This is a genomic window from Paenibacillus sp. JT22N12 (assembly GCF_056269365.1).
The window spans coordinates 284,619-308,859 of record NZ_JBWDNU010000004.1 but is presented as its reverse complement, the minus strand read 5'-3'; the positions used below and the strand labels follow the sequence as shown (position 1 = coordinate 308,859).

Annotated in this window: 25 protein-coding genes and 1 pseudogene; 4 read left to right on the top strand and 22 right to left on the bottom strand. The window is 51.7% G+C overall.

The features are described 5' to 3' along the window. Positions 1-82 precede the first annotated feature (82 nt). Entirely contained in the window at positions 83-1,006 is a 924-nt protein-coding gene (locus tag AC0YOA_RS17030) for a phosphatidylinositol-specific phospholipase C/glycerophosphodiester phosphodiesterase family protein (RefSeq protein WP_475787600.1), read from the top strand. 109 nt (positions 1,007-1,115) lie between these two features. On the opposite strand, the gene AC0YOA_RS17025 is transcribed toward AC0YOA_RS17030, so the two are convergent. The 5 genes from AC0YOA_RS17025 to AC0YOA_RS17005 form a co-directional block, all read right to left on the bottom strand. Further along, a complete protein-coding gene (locus tag AC0YOA_RS17025; RefSeq protein ID WP_475787599.1) occupies positions 1,116-2,561 on the bottom strand; it encodes an HD-GYP domain-containing protein in 1,446 nt (481 codons plus the stop codon). Between the two features lie 295 nt (positions 2,562-2,856). Beyond that, positions 2,857-3,807 (bottom strand): DUF4097 family beta strand repeat-containing protein, encoded by a 951-nt coding sequence (locus AC0YOA_RS17020; RefSeq protein ID WP_475787598.1) that lies wholly within the window; start codon positions 3,805-3,807, stop codon positions 2,857-2,859. Continuing rightward, positions 3,804-4,361, bottom strand: a complete 558-nt coding sequence (locus tag AC0YOA_RS17015; RefSeq protein WP_210043241.1) for an HAAS signaling domain-containing protein — start codon at positions 4,359-4,361, stop codon at positions 3,804-3,806. Before AC0YOA_RS17015 ends, AC0YOA_RS17020 begins: the two co-directional genes overlap by 4 nt. Then, a complete protein-coding gene (locus AC0YOA_RS17010; RefSeq protein ID WP_210043243.1) occupies positions 4,358-4,678 on the bottom strand; it encodes a PadR family transcriptional regulator in 321 nt (106 codons plus the stop codon). The genes AC0YOA_RS17015 and AC0YOA_RS17010 overlap by 4 nt, the downstream gene beginning before the upstream one ends. 315 nt (positions 4,679-4,993) lie before the next feature. Further along, positions 4,994-5,179, bottom strand: a complete 186-nt coding sequence (locus tag AC0YOA_RS17005; RefSeq protein ID WP_475769724.1) for a YjfB family protein — start codon at positions 5,177-5,179, stop codon at positions 4,994-4,996. A gap of 149 nt (positions 5,180-5,328) precedes the next feature. Here AC0YOA_RS17005 and AC0YOA_RS17000 point away from each other — a divergent pair, with 149 nt between their 5' ends. Both AC0YOA_RS17000 and AC0YOA_RS16995 read left to right on the top strand, forming a co-directional pair. Continuing rightward, on the top strand, positions 5,329-6,201 hold the full coding sequence (locus AC0YOA_RS17000) for an aldose epimerase family protein (RefSeq protein WP_475787597.1): 873 nt from the start codon (positions 5,329-5,331) through the stop codon (positions 6,199-6,201). A 104-nt stretch (positions 6,202-6,305) separates the two neighbouring features. Further along, a complete protein-coding gene (locus tag AC0YOA_RS16995) occupies positions 6,306-7,283 on the top strand; it encodes an aldo/keto reductase (protein WP_475787596.1) in 978 nt (325 codons plus the stop codon). Positions 7,284-7,477: 194 nt separating this feature from the next. On the opposite strand, the gene AC0YOA_RS16990 is transcribed toward AC0YOA_RS16995, so the two are convergent. Further along, positions 7,478-8,389: an ArsR/SmtB family transcription factor gene (locus AC0YOA_RS16990; protein WP_475787595.1), complete on the bottom strand. Its 912-nt coding sequence runs from the start codon at positions 8,387-8,389 to the stop codon at positions 7,478-7,480. Between the two features lie 157 nt (positions 8,390-8,546). On the opposite strand from AC0YOA_RS16990, the gene arfA reads away from it, so the two are divergent. Beyond that, a complete protein-coding gene (gene arfA / locus AC0YOA_RS16985) occupies positions 8,547-10,055 on the top strand; it encodes an arabinosylfuranosidase ArfA (RefSeq protein WP_475787594.1) in 1,509 nt (502 codons plus the stop codon). A 66-nt stretch (positions 10,056-10,121) separates the two neighbouring features. Here the strand turns inward: arfA and AC0YOA_RS16980 are convergent, their stop codons facing one another. From AC0YOA_RS16980 to AC0YOA_RS16905, 16 genes and pseudogenes are all read right to left on the bottom strand, one after another. Further along, positions 10,122-10,682, bottom strand: coding sequence for a pyridoxamine 5'-phosphate oxidase family protein (locus AC0YOA_RS16980; protein WP_475787593.1), 561 nt, complete (start codon positions 10,680-10,682; stop codon positions 10,122-10,124). Between the two features lie 220 nt (positions 10,683-10,902). Then, positions 10,903-11,319 (bottom strand): transposase, encoded by a 417-nt coding sequence (locus tag AC0YOA_RS16975; protein ID WP_475787970.1) that lies wholly within the window; start codon positions 11,317-11,319, stop codon positions 10,903-10,905. Positions 11,320-11,601: 282 nt separating this feature from the next. Next, positions 11,602-12,324 (bottom strand): VOC family protein, encoded by a 723-nt coding sequence (locus tag AC0YOA_RS16970; RefSeq protein ID WP_475787592.1) that lies wholly within the window; start codon positions 12,322-12,324, stop codon positions 11,602-11,604. A gap of 50 nt (positions 12,325-12,374) precedes the next feature. After that, positions 12,375-13,925 (bottom strand): RNA polymerase sigma factor, encoded by a 1,551-nt coding sequence (locus tag AC0YOA_RS16965; protein ID WP_475787591.1) that lies wholly within the window; start codon positions 13,923-13,925, stop codon positions 12,375-12,377. A gap of 90 nt (positions 13,926-14,015) precedes the next feature. Then, positions 14,016-14,591, bottom strand: a complete 576-nt coding sequence (locus AC0YOA_RS16960) for a dihydrofolate reductase family protein (RefSeq protein ID WP_475787590.1) — start codon at positions 14,589-14,591, stop codon at positions 14,016-14,018. 414 nt (positions 14,592-15,005) lie between these two features. Beyond that, positions 15,006-16,619, bottom strand: coding sequence for a sensor histidine kinase (locus tag AC0YOA_RS16955; RefSeq protein ID WP_475787589.1), 1,614 nt, complete (start codon positions 16,617-16,619; stop codon positions 15,006-15,008). Then, positions 16,586-17,275, bottom strand: a complete 690-nt coding sequence (locus tag AC0YOA_RS16950) for a response regulator transcription factor (protein ID WP_475787588.1) — start codon at positions 17,273-17,275, stop codon at positions 16,586-16,588. Before AC0YOA_RS16950 ends, AC0YOA_RS16955 begins: the two co-directional genes overlap by 34 nt. Before the next feature lie 203 nt (positions 17,276-17,478). Next, entirely contained in the window at positions 17,479-17,766 is a 288-nt protein-coding gene (locus AC0YOA_RS16945; RefSeq protein WP_210043283.1) for an alpha/beta-type small acid-soluble spore protein, read from the bottom strand. Positions 17,767-17,930: 164 nt separating this feature from the next. After that, a complete protein-coding gene (gene corA, locus AC0YOA_RS16940; RefSeq protein WP_475787587.1) occupies positions 17,931-18,881 on the bottom strand; it encodes a magnesium/cobalt transporter CorA in 951 nt (316 codons plus the stop codon). Between the two features lie 60 nt (positions 18,882-18,941). After that, positions 18,942-19,943: a phosphotransferase family protein gene (locus tag AC0YOA_RS16935; protein WP_475787586.1), complete on the bottom strand. Its 1,002-nt coding sequence runs from the start codon at positions 19,941-19,943 to the stop codon at positions 18,942-18,944. A 260-nt stretch (positions 19,944-20,203) separates the two neighbouring features. Next, positions 20,204-20,443, bottom strand: a pseudogene (locus AC0YOA_RS16930) (IS4 family transposase); the annotation flags it as partial. Between the two features lie 70 nt (positions 20,444-20,513). After that, positions 20,514-21,164 (bottom strand): peroxiredoxin-like family protein, encoded by a 651-nt coding sequence (locus tag AC0YOA_RS16925; protein ID WP_475787585.1) that lies wholly within the window; start codon positions 21,162-21,164, stop codon positions 20,514-20,516. 59 nt (positions 21,165-21,223) lie between these two features. Next, positions 21,224-21,742, bottom strand: a complete 519-nt coding sequence (tpx, locus tag AC0YOA_RS16920; protein WP_475787584.1) for a thiol peroxidase — start codon at positions 21,740-21,742, stop codon at positions 21,224-21,226. Between the two features lie 28 nt (positions 21,743-21,770). Next, the gene (locus AC0YOA_RS16915) at positions 21,771-22,805 is read right to left on the bottom strand and encodes an alpha/beta fold hydrolase (RefSeq protein ID WP_475787583.1); all 1,035 of its coding nucleotides are present in this window, start codon (positions 22,803-22,805) and stop codon (positions 21,771-21,773) included. A gap of 567 nt (positions 22,806-23,372) precedes the next feature. Further along, positions 23,373-23,891 (bottom strand): peptide deformylase, encoded by a 519-nt coding sequence (def, locus tag AC0YOA_RS16910; RefSeq protein ID WP_475787582.1) that lies wholly within the window; start codon positions 23,889-23,891, stop codon positions 23,373-23,375. A gap of 3 nt (positions 23,892-23,894) precedes the next feature. Then, on the bottom strand, positions 23,895-24,137 hold the full coding sequence (locus AC0YOA_RS16905; RefSeq protein ID WP_475787581.1) for a helix-turn-helix domain-containing protein: 243 nt from the start codon (positions 24,135-24,137) through the stop codon (positions 23,895-23,897). Between the last annotated feature and the right edge of the window lie 104 nt (positions 24,138-24,241).

Sequence of the window (24,241 nt, the reverse complement as noted above, 5' to 3'; positions counted from 1 at the left end):
GCAGCAAGTTTCTTCCTGTATGGTTCGCACGGCGGAGGATCTGTCCAATGGTAGATAAGACATCTGAGGAGGAGCCCCCGCTATGAACAAAAAAATCATCTTCTACGGTATTATCGGATTTATATTGACAACCTTGATTATTTCTCCGTTCGTCTTTGCCCAGGTGCTGCCCGGCATAGCGACTGAAGCCTCCCTTATAGTCTCCGGGAAGGAAACCGCCCCGGTAGCGATTCAGCCCGCTATCGAAAGCATGCCTTATGAATGGGTGAATCAGGAGCCGCTGATCTCGCATGCGCTGGGAGGCATAGGCGGATATTCCGGGACAAACAGCATCGAGGGGCTGAAGCGGGCCTATAACAGCGGGCTTCGCGTGTTTGAAACGGATATTACCGCTACCTCCGATGGCCATCTGGTACTGAGGCATGACTGGGAAGCCGGCACCTACATGGTGCTTGGACAAGCCATTCCGGACGCGCGCCCCCTGGAGCCGATGACATTAGCCCGGTTCAAATCAACGAAAATTCAGCAGCAGTACACTCCCATGACCTTCAAGGAGCTATGTGTGTTCATGTCGGAGCATCCCGATATGCTGCTTGTCACCGATACGAAGGAAGCCGATTCAACCAAAGCGACCCAGCTGTTCAAACAGATCGTCAGCGAGGCCAACGGGGTGGATGCGCAGGTGCTGCGCCAATTCATTCCACAGCTGTACAAGCAGGATAATTATGACGCGGTCAACCGGGTATACCCATTCAGGCAGTACATCTATACTTTATATATGAACGGTGACTCCATGAAGGATGTGGTCAACTTTGCCAGCGGGAAAGGAATCGGGGTTGTCGTAATGGACGAAAACCGCTATACGCCCGAATTTGTTCAAGCGCTGCTGCAAAAAGGAATTTATACGTATATTAATACCATTAATGATGTCGGCCAGATTCACAGCCTGTTCAGCACAGGGGTAAAAGGCGTTATGACCGACTTTGCCGTTCCTGGCGATCTATAGAATCGATCTATAGAAAAACCTCCGGTTCTATAAGCGGACCGGAGGTCTTTAAGCTGTTTCTTCTTGTTATACTTGTTATGCTTGATTTGCAAGGTCCAGACTTGTTTCGTCAGGAAGTCTGCTTGACGAGCTTAAGAGTGCGGGCGCTGCCGGAAATCTCCTCGAAAAAGTCGACATCATCCTGCGCCAGGCGAACCCACGCCTTGACGCACTTCGGGTCAAAGTGCACTCCGCTGTCCTTCACGATAATCGCCATAGCGTCTTCATGCGACATGGCCCTCCGGTATGAACGGGAAGAAGTGAGCGCATCATAGACATCTGCAACCGCCGTAATGCGGGCCAGCAGCGGAATGTCATTTCCCGCCAGGCGGTCGGGATAACCCGTGCCATCCCATTTCTCATGATGAGAGCGGATGACTGTCAGCTCATCCTGCAGGAAACCGAGCCGCTTGCACATGTCATAGCCAGAGACAGGATGAAGCTCAATAATTGTGCGCTCTTCCGGCAGCAGCTTGCCGGGCTTGCTCAGAATGGAATCCGGCACCTTCAGCTTGCCGACATCATGAACGACGCCTCCCTGTGCGATGGCGCGAAGCTGTTCCGTGGTCAGCTCCATTTCTTCCGCCAGCCGCAGCGCATAGAGAGCAACACGCATATTATGGCCGGCTGTATAGGCATCCCTGACCTCAGTTGCCATAATCAACGCCCGGACACTCGGCGTCATGCAGGCTTCCAGCCAGACGCGGGGATCCGATTGAAACAATACCTTCAGAGATGAGGTGAATGATCCTCTGGAGAAGTATTGGCGGGTCAGGCCGGCGATCATGATGATCATCGATCCCAGCAGCAGCCCGTGATAGAGCCACCAGCTGAGCTTCCATGTAATTCCGGTTACGATAATATATTGGGTAACCAGCAGCCAGCCCGAGCTGTATACAATTGCCTGCTGAAGCGGAAACCGCGCAGCCCGGTATGAATGCCAGTAGCGGTACATCGTCCATATGCATCCCGCTCCGGTCAAACCGGCTGCAATCCAGTTATAGGGCTGGTTCGCCAGCATCAGCCTATCCATCAGATCAGGACGAAGGAATGTAAACAGGGTAAAGGCAGCAAGCAGCAGCACCCAGCCGGGGATTAACCATCGGCGCCATTTGGCCAGCAGCCGGACAAGGGGATGATCCGAAGACGCTGCCGACAAACAAAGCCACATAACCGCCAGCATGACGCTAAGCTGTGCGGCGATTCCGGCTATATGCTGCTCATGCATCAGGAAGCCGGGAGTGGACAAGCCATGCAGAACGAATATTTCGGCCATCGATACATAGGACAGGGACAGAAACCCGACCTTGATATTACGCAGCCGATGTCCGGTGTAGCCGACCGCTACCGCTACAATGAGGGCAAGCGCGGCGATGGCGCTCACAATGTAGAAATGTCCTGTTGGAGCGTTCACGGAAATGTCAGTACCCTGGAACGAACGAAGCAGCTCATAAACCAGTAATGGCACTATCGTAATCGTCAGCGGCCAGATAATCGACTTCCCCTTATCCTGCATGAAGCTTCCTCCCGTTTCCCTGATTAAATACGCAAAACGAATTTCATATATGTGGCGCCAGGAAGCAATGGACTTCACTGTCCTGGAAGAAAGCTCTTTTTCTCTATATCGGCTTTTCTTAGTCAAGAATTTAGGTCTATAGTCACAAATATCAGTCAAATTTTGTCGTAATATATCGTTTTAATCAGGCATTCTACAAGGTAAAAAAACCGGCTGCAATTCCTCCCGCAAATTGCAGAAGCGAACGCAGCCGGCTGTTTGTAATCAACTCAGGTCCTGCATGAACACTTGATCTTTACCGTTCTCCAATCGTTAAATTACCTGATCCTGTCTCGACGCTTACCAGGATGCCGCCATTTCCGAATACTACATTTTTCTCATCATCGTCGTCTGTTGACTGCGCTGCGCCATCCCAATGATTGCGCAGGTCTCCAGATCCGCCGTCGAATTTGAATCTGACCGATTCCGGCCTTGCATCCGTATTAACGGTAACATCGCCGCTGCCGCTTGACAGCTCCATGGGGTGGGTAATTGCACTTTGCTCCACGCGGATGTTGCCGCTTGAGGTCTTCGCCTCCAGCTCGGCATCCACATCGTACAGCTTGATATCTCCGCTCCCCGCTTCAGCCGACAGCTCCCGGGCCTTCAGCTTCTCGACCGTGATAACCCCGGATCGCATATCCAGCTCCGCCGTGTCGGCTGTTACATCGGTGATTGTCGAATTCCCGCTGCCTATATCGAGAGAAAGCTTGCCGACGGTCAATTGGTTGAATTTCACATTCCCGGAACCTGCTTCGACATCCAATGTCTGTGCAGCCAAATCCGTTATGCTGGTGTTGCCGCTGCCGCTGTCCAGAGCAAGGGAATCATACTGCTGCGCTGGCAGTTCCAGCTTGAGCTTGGCGTTAAAAATGCTCACTCCAAAGGAGAATCCGTTTTTCGCGTCAACACCGACCGTAACGGTATCGCCATTCCGAACGACTTTCAGTTTTGTGGACTTCACAAATTTCTCGCTCACTTTGCCGCTGAGAGAAGCCTTGATTTCATTCGTCGGGCCTTTCACGACCGTTACATCCATACTTTCCATTGAAAGGATAATATTCTTCGCGCCTATGCCGTCAACCGCCTGATTCTGAGCGATATCGACCGTTCCGAAATTCCAGAATCCGTCCCTGCCCATCGTTGAGCCCGTACCAATTATTCCGACCACCAGCAGAATTAAGGCAATAATGATCCAGTTTCTCATTGTTTTTTCACCCTTATCATTCTCGAATTGAATTTCAGATACTGCAGGGTCCCTTTTGATACCGCACCGGTCAGCCATTTCGTAAACGCCCCGAGCAGCATGCCTACAGCCAGCAGCGAGATAGCGATGAAGACGGACTGAATCAGTGTGAACGTCCCGCCGATCGTCCCTTCGTAAATGGCATACAACGAGGCTATTCCGATGGCGATGGAAGATGCCCACAAGGCCAGCAGCACGCCTAGAAGCGCAATGTAAGGGCCAAGTACGAATATGAGGTTAAAAAATCCCAGACTTACCGCGGCAAGCACCGCGCGAGACACATGGGTAATGCCTCCGTTCCTGCTCTCGGCCTGTTCCACGCGGTATCCCAGCAGCATTTCTTTGGCTATAAGGCGCGGATCCCCCAGCTCGTGGGCAGCCTCTTCCTCGCTGCGGCCATGCTCGGCAGCCTGCCGGAAATGCTCCTCATAATCAAACATCCATTCACGGCGCAGCGGTTCGGGAACCGGCGCAAGCAGGTCCCAGAGATGCTGCAAATATTGTTCTCTTATCATCGTTCCACACCTTCCTTAATCAATTGGTCCACGGATATGGAGAAGGACCGCCATTCCCGGATCAGATCCATCAAATGCTCATGGCCATGCGGTGTAAGCTTGTAATACTTGCGCGGCGGACCCTCAGTGGACTCTTTCAGGTAGGTGGAGAAATATCCCTCCAGCGTCAGCCTGGCGAGCAGCGGATAAACACTTCCCACCGCCACTTCGAATTTGGAGGAGATCGATACGGCAAGCTCATAGCCATAGCGGTCTTCCCAGGCGGTCAGAGCGAGCACGCACAGATCCAGGACGCCTTTTTTAAACTGTACATTCATTCACAGCGCTCCCTATGATACATTGTATGGTATTCATCATTATAGAATAGCGAGGCAAAAAAATAACCTCCTGCAGCTATAATATATCACCTGCTATTCAATTATGCAATATAGTGGAGCATTATTTTCAAAAAAAAGGCTTACGCCGTCATTTTGCCGGTTAAGCCAGGTTTATTCCATCAGAAAGATAAGCAGCGTATAGGCCGGATTTAATACGGTATATATTTTTGGAATCGGCCTCCCGCCCTGTCTTGTCCGCTCGTGCCAAGCGTAATTTTCAAGGTGGAAGGCCCCTCATCCTGCCTGCTTTACGTCCTACATACGAATGTCGATGCTTCCGCCCAGATGGGGCTGTACGCTGCGCTCCATCATCTGAACAAGCGACTGCGCGTTCTCCTGCTGCGAATCAAGCGCTTTGCCCAGAACAGCGATTCCAACTTGCTGCTGCAGCGCGCTTGACGACTGGCCAGTTACCAAAGCTCCAATTCCTCCGATGTCCATTAACGGCTCATCCTCCATTCTGTTGTATGCTCTCTCCCGCTATACCAGCCGGTACTGCTAATATCGGTTGGGATGCCGATCCGCTTTAGTGCACAGGCGCAATATGATATGCTTTGTTTAAACTATGAATGCGATGTGGAGGCATGAACATGAGCAGCAGCTATGAAGTCGATGTGAAGCAGGATGTCTACACCCTTTATACACTCAAAGAACCGGGCACGGACTCATCGGTGACGGTATGTCCGGAACGCGGCGGCATCGCCATCAGCTGCCAGCTGAAAGGCGAGGAGCTTTTCTATCTGGACCGCGAATCCTTCAACGATCCAGAGGCCAATATCCGCGGCGGCAATCCCGTGCTGTTCCCTATCTGCGGACAGCTTGAAGAGGGCGTGTACGAGCTGGATGGCGCTACATATACGATGCGCAACCATGGCGTGGCCCGCAACCGCGCATGGGAGGTCGTCTCGACCTCGGAGGAAGGCGAAGCCTCAGTAACACTGAGGCTGCAGAGCGGAGAAGGCACGCGGGAGCAGTTTCCTTTTGAATTCGAGCTGCTGTTTACCTATGCCCTGGTCGACGGCAAGCTGCATATCCGCCAGAGCTACCGCAACTTATCGGACACCGCCATGCCGTTCTATGCCGGCTTTCATCCTTATTTCAAGAGCACCTCAAAAGCGCTTGTCTATGACACCGATGCAACGCGTTACCTCGATTATAACGATAATGAGGTTAAGCCCCTTCGCGGGGCCGTCGATCTGGGCGGACTCAAGGAATCCGTCGCCCTGCTGGATGCGGACAAGCGCGAAATTGCCTTCCCCGGTCCGGGCGGCACCGGGCGCGTGCACATGTCCTACAGCGATGTGTTCAAATATGTGGTGCTGTGGCAGGTGAATGATAAACCGTTCGTCTGTGTGGAGCCATGGATGGCGCTGAATGCCGAGTTCAACCGCAAGGATGAGCTGTTTATGCTGCCCGCAGGCGAAACGCTCAAGGCGCAGTTGTCGATCGGCTATACCCGCTGATAAGGTTCGTATATGTAAGAAGAAACGGCTGCAGCTGTCCTTTTGCGGACTACACTACAAGCTATACGGTCAAAAAAATTCCACTTTGAAAGCAGGGGATGTTCATGGCGGAAGGTATATTGCGTTCGCTCGGGGGATCGGATCTTGCGCTCTCGCCGCTTGGTCTGGGCTGCTGGCAGTTCAGCAAGGGCCGGGGCCTCGTCGGGAAGTTCTGGCCTGTTCTGGAGGACAGCGTCATCCGCGATATCACGCGGATCAGCTGGGAAGGCGGCATCAACTGGTTTGATACCGCCGAAGCTTACGGCGGCGGACAATCCGAGGAAATGCTGGCCGATGCGCTGAGTGCGCTCGGCGATGCAGGTAGAGGCGCACACGTCGCCACGAAGTGGTGGCCGGCTATGCGGACTGCCGCCAGCATCGGAAAGACGATCGATGAACGCCTGCGCCGTTTAAAGGGCTGGACTATCGATCTGTATCAGGTTCACCAGCCGTATTCCTTCTCTTCCGCCTCAAGTGAAATGAATGCCATGGCGAAGCTCGTGGAGCAGGGCAAGATCAGATATGTGGGCGTCAGCAACTTCTCGGCCGCGAAGATGGTGGAGGCGGACAAGGCCCTGCGCCGGCATGGCTTGCGGCTCATATCCAACCAGGTCAAATACAGCTTGCTGGACCGCCGCATTGAACGCAATGGCATTATGCAGACCGCCAAGGAGCTTGGCGTTGCGATTATCGCCTACTCCCCTCTAGAGCAGGGGATTCTAAGCGGCAAATTCCACAGCAATCCTGAGCTCGTCAAGCAGATCAGCGGCCCGCGCAAATGGTCCAGCGGCTTCAAGCCGGATGCCCTGAAGCGCACACAGCCGCTTATTTCGCGGCTGAGCGAGCTTGCCGGCAAATACGGGGCCTCTCCCAGCCAGATTTCGCTCAACTGGCTCATCCATGCGCATGGCGAAACCGTATTCGCCATCCCCGGCGCATCGAAGCCTCACCATGCAGCAGAGAACGTCAACGCGATGCGTTTTGCGCTCGAAGAGGGGGAAATCCGCGAGCTTGCCGAGCTTGCGGACCACAGCAAACGATAGAAACCGCTGCAGCGGACGAGAAGGAGCATGGCGTCAGAACTGACGTTATGCTCCTTTTCTGCTGCGCTTCCCGGTGCGCACAACGGCTTCAAGGCACCTGGTTCGCCTTGTCTCATCGTTCCCCAAGAACCGGCGGTTCTGGCTCTCGGCTGCAACTAACCGATACTCCGTCCGGTCCAAATAAGAAAATTTCCCTAATCTGCGCCCGTTTGAAGATAAGTACGGAACACAATATCCTGGTTGTAGTTGCCGAAGCCTTCCCCGTAAATCGTCAATCCGCCCACATGGACGGCGCTCTCGGGCACAGCCAGCCTGAGCATCCATTCATTGCGGGTCATAATGATATCCTCAAGCCTCACATCCGACAGCCGTTGGCCGTCCAGATACGTCCCCTCTCTCGTAACGCGTATGATTTTGAGCCAGCCATACTGGTTCACCGTCCACCATGCTGGCGTAAGCATACCCCGCCCCTCGCCGGAATCGCCTGGACTGGTCCATACGCCAAGCAGCATATCGTTCAGGTAGAAGTGGATATCCGAAGGCCAATCCGCCTGAACGCCAGGCGCCTCCGATCCGATTTCAAACGAAAATTCGATTTCTTCAAGCTGCTGGCTGCTGAGCACATAATTCGGAATGCGGTATTCCACATACCCTTTGCCGAACCACAGAATGCGGGCATGCATCCGCTGCGGCTCATGAAAATAACGGGGGTCGTCATATTGGCCGATGATGCGGTCCAGTGTCGCCAATCCGCAGGTCGGATGGACTTCGAAGCTCGAATAATGGCCAACCGGTACCGATACCTCCTGATATTCGCGCTGCTTCTCGCCCATCTGCGGTATATTCAGCTCCACCCGGCTGACGGCAAGGGAACAGATCTTGTGCGTCCCCCCGCCTCTGCGGATCAGTTGGGTATGGATAAGCCCCCCTTTCTCCAGTTTCTTCGTATGCATCGTCACGATCGCACTGCTTAGTCCCAGCGCGGATGCAAGCTCCTTCACATTCATGGGCTGACCGGCCAGCAGCTCCAGAATATGCAGCCGGACCCCGCTCGCCAGAGCTTCGTATAAAGGCAGCCATTTGCGGTCTGTATTTGCGCGTATCATTCCATTCTCCCTCTATCCCGATTAACAAAACCATTAATTCAACAAGATGGAAAATTAAAGCTTGTAATGGGTTTATTGTTCGTGTTTAATAATGATGCAGGCACTTATTCAGGTTAATTGATTTATATATTTGTTAATTTAACATGAGGTGATGACCATGTCAAACAAAGCCAAAATGATAGTGGACAAGGATTTCAAGATCGGTGAAGTGGACAAACGGATCTATGGATCGTTTATCGAGCATTTGGGAAGAGCCGTCTATGGCGGCATCTACGAGCCGGGTCATGAATCGGCAGACGAACAGGGCTTTCGCAGCGACGTTATGGAGCTGGTCAGAGGCATTGATGTACCGGTCGTCCGTTACCCGGGCGGCAACTTCGTCTCCGGTTACAATTGGGAGGACGGGGTTGGTCCGGTCGAATCCAGACCGCGGCGGCTGGAGCTGGCCTGGCGGACGGTTGAACCCAATCTGTTCGGCCTGAACGAATTTATCGACTGGTGCCGCAAGGCGGACACGGAAGCGATGATGGCCGTCAACCTCGGCACGCGCGGACCTGATGAGGCCAGACAGCTGGTGGAATATTCGAATCATCCCTCCGGCACCTATTTGAGCGATCTGCGCATTCAGCATGGCTACAAGCAGCCCCATAACATCAAAACCTGGTGCCTCGGCAATGAAATGGACGGCCCATGGCAGATCGGCGCCAAGACAGCAGCCGAGTACGGAAGAATCGCCAACGAGACGGCCAAAGTGATGAAATGGGTCGATCCCTCGCTTGAGCTTGTCGCCTGCGGCAGCTCCAGCCTTGGCATGGCTACCTTCCCCGAATGGGAAGCTACGGTTCTTGACCTTTGTTACGCCAATGTCGATTATATTTCACTGCATCAATACTATGGCAACCGCGACAAGGATTCGGCCAACTTCCTGGCGCAGTCGATGGGGATGGACTCGTTCATCAATACCGTTATCTCCACAGCGGATTACATCCAGGCAAAGAAACGCGGCAAGAAGAAAATCAATCTTTCCTTCGACGAGTGGAACGTCTGGTATCATTCCAATGAAGCCGATAAGAAACTCGAGCCATGGACCGTCGCTCCTCCGCAGCTCGAAGATATCTACAACCATGAGGATGCGCTGCTCGTCGGCTGCATGCTGATCAGTATGCTCAAGCGCGCGGACCGGGTCAAAATGGCCTGTATCGCCCAGCTGGTCAATGTCATTGCCCCCATTATGACAGCAAATGGCGGTGCGGCGTGGAAGCAAACGATCTACTATCCTTACATGCATGCCAGCATCTTCGGACGGGGGACGGCTCTTGTGCCGCTGATCCAGTCACCGAAATACGATGCCAAGGACTATACCGATGTGCCTTATCTGGAAGCCGTTGCGGTCCATAATGAAGAGCAGGGCGAGGTCACGATTTTTGCGGTCAACCGCAATCTGACCGAGTCCCTGCCGCTCGCCGCCGATCTGCGCAGCTTCGGTAATTTCAGCCTGATCGAGCATATCGTGCTGGAGCATGAAGACCTGAAGGCAGCCAATACATTGGAGAGGCCGGATCACGTCACTCCGCATAACAAAGGCAGCGCGGTTGTTGCCGGCAGCTCGATAGAAGCGTCGCTTGGCAAAGCCTCGTGGAATGTCATTCGCCTCAAGCTGGCCTGATCCATGCAAAACGAAGGGTACCCGCTCATTTGGAGCAGGTACCCTTTTCCAATCATATAGGAATGGTCAAGACTGGGCCTCTCTCCCCATCGGCGTAATCAACCCATCCATGCTGAAGGTGTTTTTCTCCTTGCGATACGCTGCAAGCTTCTCATCATCCTGCTTTTCCGCCCACAGCTTCAGGGTGCTTCGTTCCCCTTCATAGGAGAAGAAGGGAACACTGTAGCCGCATGAGGTTTTCACCGACTCAACGGATACCGATACGATCTGGCGGGCACCCGGAAGCAGTTGAAAATGACCGATCTTCTCCTGCCATTCCTTTGACCCGGAAAGAATGACGCGGCCTGTTCCGTACAGCCTGAGAATCATCGGCGGACCTTCCACCGCTATGAACATAAGCGTAATCCTGCCGTTCTCCAGCAGATGCGCGCTCGTTTCATTGCCGCTTCCGGTAAGGTCGAGATAAGCCACCTCGGTCGGGGAGAATATACGCAGCACATCGTAGCCCTTTGGTGAAATATTGACATGTCCGTCCCCCTGCAGCGGAGCTGAGCCTACGAAGAACATATGCTGTTTCCGGATAAAGGCCTCATGCTCCGGCAGCATCGCATCAAACAATTTTCCCATTTCGCTTCACCTCGTCAGGAATAGTCATATCTCTATTATGACTGAAAGGGCTCGCATAATGAATTATATTAATCTTAAATACTTTATAGACATGAACTATAAACCACAGCAAGAAAAACGGCTGATGCGGTACACTGACGGCGCTGCACATATCCTTTTAGGATTACGTTGGGTTTGACCCATGATTCAAAATGTTCTTCAACAGAGTCCACGACCTGATTTAGGGCAGGAAAGTATCGGTTATGTAAACAAAGGCGTCGTGTGAGTTTCCATACTCGTTCAATCGATCCAGGTCAGGACTATACGGTGGTAAAAAGGCCAACCCAAAGTGGGGTACCATCTGCTCACGCCATTCGCGATGCAGAATCGCGTGATGGTACTTGGCATTGTCCATTATCACCATAACTCTTCGACCCTCTTTGACGCTGGTAGATTCCAGTTGCTTGAGAAATTCCCAAAACGATTGAGCATTAAAGCGATCCTGCTCACGCCTGTAAACGAAGCTCCCGTCTCGAAGGTTAACGGCACCGAAGTAGCCGACTCCTTTTCGTGTTGGGTGATGAAGCCAAACGGGATCTTTCGTTTCCGGTGGAACCCACATTCGGCAACGAGAACCGTGTTGTTGAAAGAACTTCATCCAATGCCCATAAATCAAGATCGGTCTCCGCGGCCCATTGTTTCGTTTTTTTAAACTCCTCTTGGAGTTCAGGATTCGCACGGGCAATCTGGGGACCACGTTTCTAATTCAGGCGTGAAATTTGCACTCCGGCAACGGAGGAAGAAGGCTCACTCCTGAGGATGGGGATCTTACGAAGGAAAGCCGTGTGCGGGAAATCCGCATGTACGGTTTGACGGGAAGTCCGGGGGAGTAATCCCCCGTCTTACCCTACTAAGGCGGATGCAGGTGCCGGCAATTCCGTCACACATCGGTCTGGCACACGATAAACTCGTTGCCGTCGGGATCGCCGAATACGAAGCAGCGGACGCCCATCCGGGTTTCCATACCGCGGGCGACGGTCGCTCCCTTGGCTTGCACATGAGCCAGAGCCGCATTCAGGTCAGGGGTCTCGATAATGCCGACAGGCTTGCCGGATTCGCAAAGCCGCTTGTCGTCGAAGAGCAGGTGCGCGCCCTTCTCCAGCCGGATGCAGCGGAGCTCGGGGAATCTGGAGTCCGGTTCGGCGGTTCGCGCGACCAATGTTTCGTACCATTCCACGGTTTCATTCAACTTATCGGTATGGATCAGCACATGTCCGATCTTCGACAGAAGCGCATGCGCCGGCTTCGATTTGGCCGTTTCCGGCATCCGGTGCGCCTGGCAAATCATATTCGAATTGACGGTAAAGACGGAGATATACTCGTCGCTGAACACGTCGGTCAATGTGTCGTACCGCTGACCGGCGCAGAAATCGTAAGCGGAGGCGATATCCTTCGTATCGAACATGATGGTGGACGGAGACCCCCAGGCATTGCTGTCGAGGATGACCTCCGTACCGTCGAAGTCGAAGATGTATATGCCGTCTTCATGTTCTCTCGGGACAATATGCCGTTCGAGCAAATTGGCGTACCATTCGGTTGCCAGTTTCAGATCGCGAACCGGCACGAACAAGGACGGCACGCGAGGCGAGATCGGGTGAGACATGTTGAACTTCCTCCTTCAATTGGGATATTGGGATATTGGGATTTTTGTCATCATGATCCGGCGATGACGGCTTCAATTCGCGCGATGCCTTCTTCTTCCGCATTCCATGCCGCCTGCAGCCCCTCCTGGATATCCCGCCACCGATTCGCGGGGCTGCCGCCGTAGCCGAACGGGAACCGCGGGTAGAGCCGCACGAACCACTTGCTCACTTGCTTGTAGCAATCGGCCGCCGCCAGAAGTTGAGTTCTGCGATCTGCACCGCGGGATCTATCCGCCAGCAGTTCCAGGAAAGCTGCGGCTTGCTGGCGCGCCTCGGCCAGAATGGCGACCTGGTAAGCATGTCCGCTCAGATCGAGCGTGTTGCGCCGAGCCCCTTCCAGCCAGACGCGATAACCATCCAGACCGAAGACGTAGCCCTTGAGCGGCGGCTCCTTGCCCCGGGCATGATCGACAATCGCCCGAAGCACCGTGTCCTCCGATGAAGGCGGCGACACCCTTCTTCGCAATCCGAAGACGAAGACCGGCCGTTCGTCGGTTTGGCGTCCTAACTGGTCATAACGATAAACCCACGTTTCCCCGTTGTATCCCTTGTACCGGATCTCCTGCGAACGATCGTCGTACCCGTGGGCAAAGCCCATTTCGTTCCGCTCCATATTCCAGATAACGGCCGGAATCCCCCGATCGACCGATCCGTGGACGACTGACAGCATTCGGACCTGCATGTCGGGCGTTATCGTCGTCTGCTGCGGTCTACCGACACAAACTCCGCTGAAGCCGAGCCGTTCGACGGTCCGGTAAGCCGCGTAGCTCCAGTCGAACGTCAGTATGCCCTGCCAATCGCAATTTTCTGGCATATTGACGCGGAAAGCCTCCGCCGAAATTCCCATCAGTTCCGTATACGTGAAATTCGTAATATCGGCCGTGCCCAGCGCTTCGCCGATCATGGCCGAGATGAACGCATAAGGCCTCGGATAGGTCGGCGCCGGCAACAAGCAACAGTTCGGGTGGCCGTGCGTTTCCCGTTCCAGCAAATAGGCGGCAATCTCTTCCCGGAACCGCTCGTCGTTCACTTTGAGCCGGGCTCTGGAGAGGATGTTGTAGACATTGCTTTTCTTCATATTGTAGCGGTCCGCCAGTTGTTCCGGCGTAGCTTCTTCATTGGCGGCGGCGTCCAGAACGTCCCGCGCCTGCTTGGACAGCTTGGCGAGCGAGCGGCGAACCAACTCGGCGCTGGCCTCCTGCTCTTGCCACTCACGGATCTCGTCGGACCGGCCGCTATTCGCAGGTCCCGCCTCGGGCATCTCCTCGATGGCGATCGTGCGCCGGTTGTCCCCTCCGCGGATCGCATTGATCGCCATGCGGCGGATCATCAGACGGAACCAAGCGGCGAATTTATGATCGTCCGTCAACTGGTGCAGCTTGTCTTTCATGCGGATAAACGCTTCCTGCACGATATCGTCGGCCAAGTAGGGATCGCGGACGATACTTTGCGCCCACGACATCGCCGCCGCGCGATACCGGTTGAAAATCGTCTCATATGCCGCATGGTCGCCTTGTCGGATACGCGTTAACAAGTCCTTCAAATCCAACGAATGATCCACGATGCCTCCTTGTGATGGTGAAACCTGCTGCATGCTCACCCTATTAGGATAACCAAGTTATTCGACGAATAGCGGGATTTTCCTGTCGGATTATTTCTGCACCTGATAATGGAGGCAGACGACGCCGGATGGCAGTGTTTTGCTATCAAGCAGTTTAAGGCGGAGCTTGTCGTCGATCCCCTTGAATAACGGCAAACCGCGGCCGACCACGATAGGCGACACCGTAATTTGAAATTCGTCGATCAAGCCGAGCTGCATAAGACTGTGCCCTAACCCGGGGCTGCCAAGGATCATGATGTCCTTGCCGGGCTGTTGTTTCAGTTTCATGATTTCTTCCGCCGCATTGTCTTTCACTAATCGGGTGTTGACCCAGTCTATGTTGTCCAAAGTAGAGGAAAACACGATTTTGGTCGTGCGATCCAACCACTTTGAATGTTCGACTTCGCGCGGCGTGGCCGACGGATTCGAAGGCACGGTCGGCCAATAGTCCTTCATGATAAAATACGTCCCGCGTCCCCACAAAATCGTGTCTACCGTACTCAGAAGGTTATCGGCGTGTTTCGCCAAGTCGTCGTCATAGGAAACCCAACCAATGTCCATCGTTCCGTTCGGTCCTTCGACGATGCCGTCCAGCGATGCGTGCAGGAAGAGTACAACTTTTCTCATTGTTCATTTCTCCTTTGATGTGGTTTTTTCCTAATCGTAGGAACCCGCTAGGGAAGCCTTCGATAGGGATTCAACCTATAGACACAGGGGGACTTCATTTTCTATCACAGGCGTCTAAAATTTTTTTTAATTCCATTCTCTTCGACCCTCTTTGGCGCTGGTAGATTCCAGTTGCTTGAGAAATTCCCAAAACGATTGAGCATTAAAGCGATCCTGCTCACGCCTGTAAACGAAGCTCCCGTCTCGAAATTATGCGCAATTAATTATGTCGCTGTGTAATAGAAATCTATCGCTGGAAAATGTTTATGAATGCTATAAGATTCAAAGTAACCCCCAAACGGCCGGTCATGTTTCTCACTTTTGGCACCTCGCGAGGTGTGACGGTTCATGATGGCTGTCAATCTCAAGTATGTCCTAAGCCACCTGCAGCACGACGCTGAATTTTACGCCCCGGGGGGTATTCTCAATTCCGTAAGAGGCGCCATGGGCATCAAACACCTTGCTGACGATATACAGCCCAAGACCGCTGCCCCCCGTAGCCCGGTTCCGTGATTCCTCGACGCGATAAAAAGCCTCGAACAGCCTGGGCAGCTTCGCTTCATCCAGCTGCGCTCCGGTGTTCACGACCTCCAGCTTATACTGGCGTTTCATCCGGCCGTCCTTCGCATCCGCCCCGTCCTGCTCCATGCCTGCTCCCATCCCTGAGGTTACGCCCCTGCCAGCAGCAGAGCTCAGAGGAATGAACGCTTCTCCGGCCTGCGGCTCCTTCATCTCCGTAATACGCACATAAACATGCTCGCCATCGCCCGAATATTGTACGGCATTGCCGATGATATTGGATACGGCCTTGGCCATCAGCCGCTCATCGGCGGCAATGACGGCTTCCTGCGGCAGCTCGCATTCAATCGTCATATCCTTAACCTCAGCCAGGTAACTGATGTTTTCGACCGACTCGCGGACAAGCTCAGCCAGATCGACCTGCCGCATCAAGGGCAGAAAATCCCGGCTCTCCAGCTTGGACAGGTCCAATATCTCGTGCACCAGCTTATCCATGTCGCGCATGATTTTATAGGACTGTCTCAGATAGGTGTCACGGTCCCGGTAAGCGCCGACATTGCCGATCATCGCCTCCAGCTGGCCGCTCACCGCCGTAATCGGCGTCTTCAGCTCATGCGATATCGTCGCCACGAATTCACGCCGTTTCTTCTCCTGTTCACGCTCTTGTTCGATATCATCCTTCAGCTGCGCGTTCGCCTCCTGCAGCTCTGCCATGGTCGAACGCAGGTTGGAGGCCAGCTTGCTCAAGCTCTGGGACAGCTCTCCAATCTCATCGCCCGACTTCAGCGGATTCGCCGCCGCGGAGAAATCCAGCTTCGCCAGCCTGCGCGCCACATTGTTCAAGCCAAGCAGCGGACGGGCGATCAGGCGCGAATAAAGGGCCGCTCCGCCGACAGCAATGAGCAGGATGGCGATCAGCATGTAGGGAAGGAATCGCAGAATAACCTCGGAAGCTTCATCAATTGGCTGGAGCGGAGCGTTTACCGATAGCGTAAAGGACTCCGCGCTTTCGGCGAAATGAATGGTCCGGTTCACCGTCAGCATATTCGCACCTGCCGCAACCGCTGGCCTTGCCGGAACGAATCGTTCCGGATTCTGCCTCAGCTTGCGGAAGCCCGGCAAATCAATGCTGCCTCCGCTGCCTTGAATGAACCACATCAAATCAGCGGGCAGCAGCATTTGACCGTTCACATCCCGCACACGCAGCATCGCGTTATGTTCCTCTCCGAACTTTATAATCAGCGGAATGGCATCCGCGTAATCCTGTCCGTCGACAGCCGCAACAAGCTCATTCACACCGCTATCCAGCCGGGCTTGTTTGATGGACTTGTAGTAGCCGGGCAGCATGAAATACAGCGTCAAATAGATCAGCAGCGCCGACACGACAAGCAGCGCCGCTGTGATGGTGAATATTTTAAACGTGACGCCCCCGCGCCTCATCCTTCCGCTTCCGCCGGTTCGTTCTCCCATGCGTATCCGACTCCTTTGACTGTTCGAATCACCGAGATAACACCCAGCTTCTTGCGGATATTTTTGATATGCGCGTCGACAATTCTGGAATCGCCGAAGTAGTCATAGCCCCATATTTTGTCAAGCAGCATATCGCGGGTCATAATCCGGCCGGCGTTGCTGAGCAGCACGCTCAAGATATCAAACTCTTTGGTTGTCGTATCGATCAATTGACCGTCAACATACACTTTATAGGCATCCGGATCCAGCCGCAGCCGGCCGCCAAACAACAGCCCGCCCGGCTTCACTTTGCTTTTGGTCCGGCGCAGCACCGCCTCCACCCGCTTCATCAGCACCTGGAAGGAGAATGGCTTCACGACATAATCATCCGCATGCATCTCGAAAGCGCGCAGCTGATCCTTCTCTTCGCCAAGTGCCGTCAGCACGATCACGGGCATGTCGGATTGCTCCCGGATCATCCTGCATACGGTAAATCCATCGAGATGCGGCATCATAATATCAAGAATAACCAAATCGTAGGGCTGCTGCTGAATTTTGTCCCAGCCTTCCCGTCCGTCGCTTGCGACCTCCACCTCATACTGCCGGGAGCGCAGATACTCCGCTATCAGCTCTTGAATATATTGATCGTCCTCGATGACGAGAATATGTGCCGGCATAACCGCAGCAGCCCCTTGTTACTGGAATAGGCCTATTATAAACGGTGAATATGAAATTAAAATGAATGCCGCATGAAGCGGCGGGACAGAAAAAAGGACATCCGTCTCTATGGAATAAATTCGGCTTTTTCCGCACCGAATATTACTCGCATAAAGAAGATGTCCCGCTTTTCTAACAAAACCCCGGGCTCTTTCACCGGCAATTACTGCCGCGGTTCCTTCACCAGCTGCTCCTGCGCCATCCGCACCAATTCCCGGACCATCGATCCGCCAATCCGTCCGCCCACATGCCCAACAGACTCCGTGGTCAAACCGCCATTATAGCCATGCTCCATAGGTACGCCAAGCGATTTGGCAACCTCGTATTTCACATCGTCGGGCCTGTTCGGGTCCACTGCATAGCCCTCGCGCCGCATCACTTCCGCCTTAAAGGCGCTCATCTGCTGGCTTACGCCAGGTACAACATGTGTTCTTCTGCCTCTTCTGGCCATTGTATAACTCACTCCTTTTTGCCCATCCGGATTTATCTAGGCATAGGTTGCCCGTTGCGGAACGGAATCATGCGCATCATAAAAAGCATCCGTTTCACCCCCCGCTCGTGTTTGCGGAGGCCCAACGGATGCTTGTGAAATAATTTATACCATTTACTGCCAAGTCAATCAAACCATCCTTTGATCTTAAACCAGGCGAACATGCCGCCACCGAGAAGAACCATGACAGAGAGGACTCCAAAATAACCACCATGCCAGTCCAGCTCGGGCATATTTTGAAAATTCATCCCATAGACGCCGGCGATAAAGGTGAGCGGCATGAAGATGGTGGTAATGACGGTCAACGTCTTCATGATCGTGTTCATCCGGTTGGAGCTGAGCGACATATAATGATCCCGCATATCGGAGGTCATGTCGCGGTTGGAATCCACCATCTCCGACAGCTTCAGCAGATGATCGTGAACATCGGTAAAAAACAGCAAATAATGGCTCATCCCGTCAATACGCTGCGTGTTCACAATCCGGTATAACAAATCCCGCATCGGCACGATCGTTTTGCGCAGCTTCAGCAGCTTGTTGCGGATTTCAAAAACGTCGCTGAGCTTCCCCTGCACCTTAAAATCAAGCTCTTCCCCCTCAAACTCCAGCAGCTGATCCTCAATCGCCTCCACGGCCGGAAAATAATGATCGACCAGCTCATCCATCACCAGATATGCCGTGTACAAGGGGCCTTGCTCTTCGAACTGGGGCTTGCGCAGGAACTTGGACCAGGCTTCTTCCATCTCCTGCAGCGGCTTCCAATGGAAGGTGACCACAAAGCCGGGACCGACGAACATATCCACTTCCACCGGCCTCCGGCCCTGCTCCTCCATCGCGTGCAGAACGAAGAAATGGACATTATCGTAATGATCCAGCTTCGGACGCTGCAGGTGCATGAGGCAGTCTTCAATCGCCAGAGGGTGAAAATGAAAATAGCTGTCGAGCAGCTCCACTTCCTCCTCCGTAGGCTTGCAAAAATCAACCCAGATCCATTTTGCCTGCTCACGGTCGATCTCAAGAAGCGGCGTATGCTCAATCAGCTGTTTGTCCTTCGTGATGACTAACGTACGAATCATAATCCGTGCTCCATCCGACTTTTCTTTTCATTGTAGCATTGGAGATTTCAGGGAGCAATTTTACCCGGACTTCATCAGCTTCAGCACGCTCTGCCGATTGCTCTCGTAAATCAATCCGGCCAGTTTGACGTTGGGGAATCCCCGTTCCAGCAGCTTCAAGCCACCGGCCGTACAGGAGAGGTGATGATGGAATTTGTAGAAACGCATCCGGTTGGGATCAAGCCCGCTCCGCTGCAGGTACCGTTCATACTGCGCGCCGAAGCGGAACTGCATGAAGCTGTGCTCATGCTCGATATCAAAATATTCGGCGCCCTCAATATCGATGAGATACGGCTCATTCCTTTCATTCACCAGCACATGATCTGGGCCTAGTTCACCATGGATAAAGCCATACTGCTCACGCGGCTGAATACCGGTCATCAGATGTTCAAGATGCTTCAAAATCTGATGCTCATTCCATTCGCTTTGTTGAACACGCGGCACCGTGAAAGCAAGCTCCCTAAGTGCATGGTCATATATCTGTTTATGGCAGGGATTTGCCGGTGCTTGATGATGCGCTTCTCCGCCGGGCTGCGCCTTTCCCCACGCCTTGCCGCAGCTGCCATGCATGGCTTGGAGCATTTCCGCCAGCTCTCCATAAATTCCATCCCTAACATCCGCCGTTGCCTCTTCACAGACCTCCAGATTCATGCCGGAAACATATTCGACAATGGCATAATCAAAAGGGTAGCGGTTCCTCTCCCTGTTGATATAACGAATCGCGGGCACGCGAACGCCAATTTGGCTCAGCAGGCGTGTATTGGTCTCGAATTGGAGTGCCCCGTAGGACGCATCCGTTACCCCTCCCTCCCGCAAATCCCGCTCAAAATAATTCGCCGACAGGTCCCAAACAAACAGAATCAAGCACAGTCCTTCCGTACAATTCAGCTTGTAGACCGCTTTCTGCGCGCCCCCATCACTGATCCGGCTAATGTCGTTCAGACGATACCGGGTTCCTCCAATCTCCCTGATATGCTCCTCCAAATCCGCCTGGCTAATGTGTCCGCCGCTGTTTTGCGACATGATGCTCCACTCCCTCTCTTGAGTCTGCCTTCGAGCCCGGGAAGAACTGCAGTATCTCGGGAAAATCTGCTCAAGCCCGAATGCTTCCGGACTATCGTAAACAAAATGCCGATAAAAATATAGACTGTTTCGAAACCGTATGTTATGATGTTGAATGATTTCTGTATAAAAACATACATACGATCCGGAAGAAATGGAAAGCCGTTTCTGCTTCTGACGGATTCAAAAAAGCCTTGGGACAAATGAGTCCCAAGGCTTTCCTATTGTATTTTACTCAAACTTTCGCACAAAGAAACTGGCAAGTAAGCCTTGATGTAGCTAGGTAAACTACTGATCCATTGTAGTAGTTGCGTATGAATCCAAGTTGTGATGCGTTTTCCTGTCTTTAAAGCGATTTGTTCTACAAGTTCAACAAGGGTAGTGAGCGCAATTGCCCAGTCCAGTTCTTTCACCTCATCACACATTGCATGAAACATCCCACCAAATGAACGGGCATCGGTATATTATCATATGTAAAACTGTTGCAAAATACCGTCGAACCAGCTCCAGAGAGTAAACCCCAAAAATGGTCTACAGTTTTTGCAATTCGTACAAAATATCCGCTGGTTCCATACGCTGCATGAAATTAGGATTTACATACGCAGAGCGAACTATAGCACGCTCATCAATCATAAATGTAGCTGGAACTGGTAATATCCAACGATTTGTACTGTTATATTCCGCCAGGTTCAAACCGAAATTTTCTAACAAGCTTTGCAAAAAGCTGGGAACCTCATAAAGAATATTATATTTAGCTGCGGCAAGACCATTACTATCACTAAGAACCTTATAAGTTAAATCTTGCTTCTCTATTACGGATAACGAATTATCCGGTGATTGAGGACTGATCGCAATTAATTGCGCACCCAAAGCATGAATTTGAGGGAGAATTTGCTGGTATGCTTTTAATTGTATATTACAAAATGGGCACCATGACCCTCTATAAAAAACCAAAACTACGGGTCCTTTGGACAATTCATCATATAAATTAACCTTATTGCCTAAAGCATCTGTTGCAGTAAAATCCTTAGCCTTCTCACCAATTGAAATTCCATTATAATTTCCAGAGTCCTGCAATTCGCGTAGTGACCGGTCTAATACCATATGCGCCTCTGCAGGTGTACTTGCCATAAAGTGATTTTTTTCTTGCACTAATTGTTCTGCTAATTGTAAATTGTTCATCGTAATGCCTCCTATTTTAAATTATTATCTTGAGGTGATTAAGGATATCGAATAATGGCTTAGATTAGTTCGCGAAGAGCGTTCAGAGCGGCTTCATAATTCGGATGATCCGTCATTTCCTTGAGATATTCTACATACTGAATTGTGTTGTTCGAGTCTAGAATGAAGATAGCCCTCATGTCCAATTGTAATTCTTTTATGAGTACGCCGTACGCTTCACCGAATGAGCGGTGTTTATAGTCGGTGAGTGTAATCATTTTATCGATCCCGGCAGTGGAACAAAATCTGCTTTGAGCAAAAGGAAGGTCTACTGAAATGGTTAAAAAGATCACTTCATTACCAAGCTTGGATGCCTCTTCATTGAAAAGTCGTGTTTGCGATTCACAAACAGGGGTATCTAGCGAAGGGACAACCGAAATCAATTTGATTTTACCTTCATAATCGGAAAGGCTTGCTTCCTTTAGTAAATCTTGATTAATCTTGAAATCCGGTGCTTTATCTCCGATTTTTAATTCTGGGCCTACCAGAGTAATTGGGTAACCTTTCGCTGTTGCCACTCCTACGCGTTCTTGAGCCATTGATAATTCCTCCTCGAATAAATTCATATTAATCTCTACCTGCCTCAACAAATTTTTCAGCAATCATTTTCGGTTGCGTAATAACTGTACTGATATGATCTCCCGTGCCTTCGATGAAACGATATATCCCTAGACGGCTTGATTGAGTTGGATGCCATCCTAAAGCACCTTGAGGTAGAGCTGTATCTTCATCGAGGTAAAGGAAGCTTTTGGGAATCTCAAGACTATAGAACTTTTTAAGATCTAATTTCTCAAATAATGGACCTGCCGGCTCTGGCGCTGCTTGACTATAAATAGCTTGGGCTACATCAAGGGAAGCCGTGTTGGCTAATGTATCACGAAAGATCGGAAATGGAAGAGCAATTGTATCGTCTGTTGACGTGCTTCTAAGCTGCTTGAAAAGTTCTTGAATGGGAACAGGGAACTGATCAACCACACTTTCACCGTCTTGTGGCACAAAAGCATCAAAGAATACCAAGCGTTTGATGCGATCAGGAATTTGTTCAGCGACTTTCTCAACGACAGTCCCGCCAAAGCTATGTCCGAGAAGGATAATATCATGCAGGTCTTTTTCTTTTATAAAATCAACGACGGAGGTTGTAATTTGTTCGTGAGTCACATTTGTGTCTGCACCTGCGCCATGCCCTGCGTACTCCGGCGTATAGACAGTGTATCCCATCTTTCGGAGCTCCTCAGCCACTCCATTAAAGTAGCTGCTGTCAGCCCAAGCGCCGTGAATGAGCACAAAAGTCAGTCCATGCTGTTTAGCGCCTTTTTCTCCGACTGCTTTAAGTGTATCCACTGTGTCATAGGAAGTGCCGTTGATGATTGATTTTGGCTTGAATACATCCAAACCATCCACTTGTACATAGCCGTTAGCCAGATTGAATGTGATACGGCTGGAAGCAATTTGATATTGATTAACTAGGGTATCGCGTGCCGCAACGAGAGAAGTACCTTTTTCCGCTGCTTGAGCGGTATTAACCGAATTGCTAATATTTAAGCTAAGTAGTGCAAACGAGGCAACTAAAGATGCAATGACAATTTTGTTTTTCAAATTCATGATTAAAACCTCCTGGTTAGTCTGATTTTTTTTAATACGGTTATTTCAATTCCAATGAATATTACAGCTTGTCAACGATCCGTTCCGCCAACATTATTCAGCTTAATCCTTCTCCTTACTTGTTTAATCAGCTCCTAAGTAAGATAATAGCAAAATCAAATACTTGTAACCGTGACTTTGTCACATAGGAATAAAATTGGGAGGGAAAAATAATGAAGTATATAAAACGGAGGGAAGCAACGTAGCAACGTAGACCTATGCAGGAAGGAAGTTATTGAGGATGGTGCACGTATTGTTTCCCCAAATTCGACTGGCGCACAAATTGTTAGTGATCTTTTGCCGTCAGCTGATATTGTGTTAGACTCGGAATTATTGCTATCAGGAGAGTTTCAGCATTTGAACAATAATGAATGGGTGATGTATAAACCTCGATGGGTTGCCTTTTATCAAACAGGATTGGAATCATTTTTACTAGATAAGAAAAACCGCCTTTGGCGGTCTTTTTTTGTTTTAGCGCATATCTGTAATTTTGTACTCTATTCCTTTCAAACCCTTGCTTTAGTAAAATCAAACTGGCCGGTTGGCGATCCGCTTGACCTCCATCACGCTGATGCGTTGATCCATAACCTCGTGGAACAGCGTATCCTCCGTTACATGATCGATAAATAAAATACCGTCCAGATGATCCACCTCATGCTGGATGCATCTGGCGAGGAATCCTTCTCCCTCGATCACCACTTGTTCTCCGGCCCTGTTCAATGTCCGCACCGCTACGGTTTGTGCCCGTTTGACAATCCCCGCATATCCAGGGTAGGAGAGGCAGGCCTCAGGCCCGGTCTGTTCGCCGCTTGTACTGATGATTTCCGGATTAATCAGCTCAATCAAACCCTCACCACAGTCCATCACCACGACCCGGCGCAGAATTCCCACCTGCGGAGCAGCCAGGCCTGCCCGTCCATCGGAGTCGTGCAGCGTCTCTGCCATATCCTCCAGCAGCTTGATAATCCTGGGCGTGATCTCCTCGACGGGTTTGGACTTCTTGCGCAGGATCGGATCGCCGAACGGCAGAATTGCTTTGATGCTCATGCTTTAAGCTCCTCTCATTTGATGATTGGGGGTGTGCACCCAAAGGTCATTCGGCTTGCATTCCAGCGCTGTACACAACGCATCAAGCGTATCAGCCTTCATCTGTTTCGGAGCTGCCGTCAGCAAAGCGCTGATGGAAGGCGCGGACAGACGGTAGCCTGTTTTTTCATGCAAAAGACGACCCAGTGCCGCTCCGGACCAAACGCCCCGCTCAGCCATTACTTGTCTCAACATCCATTCGAGCATATCTCCACTCCTCTTCAGCCGATTAATTAGGCAATACTTAATTTATTAAGGCAATACCTAATATTATACCAACAGCAATTGAAAAGGCAACGGCGGCGGTCAGC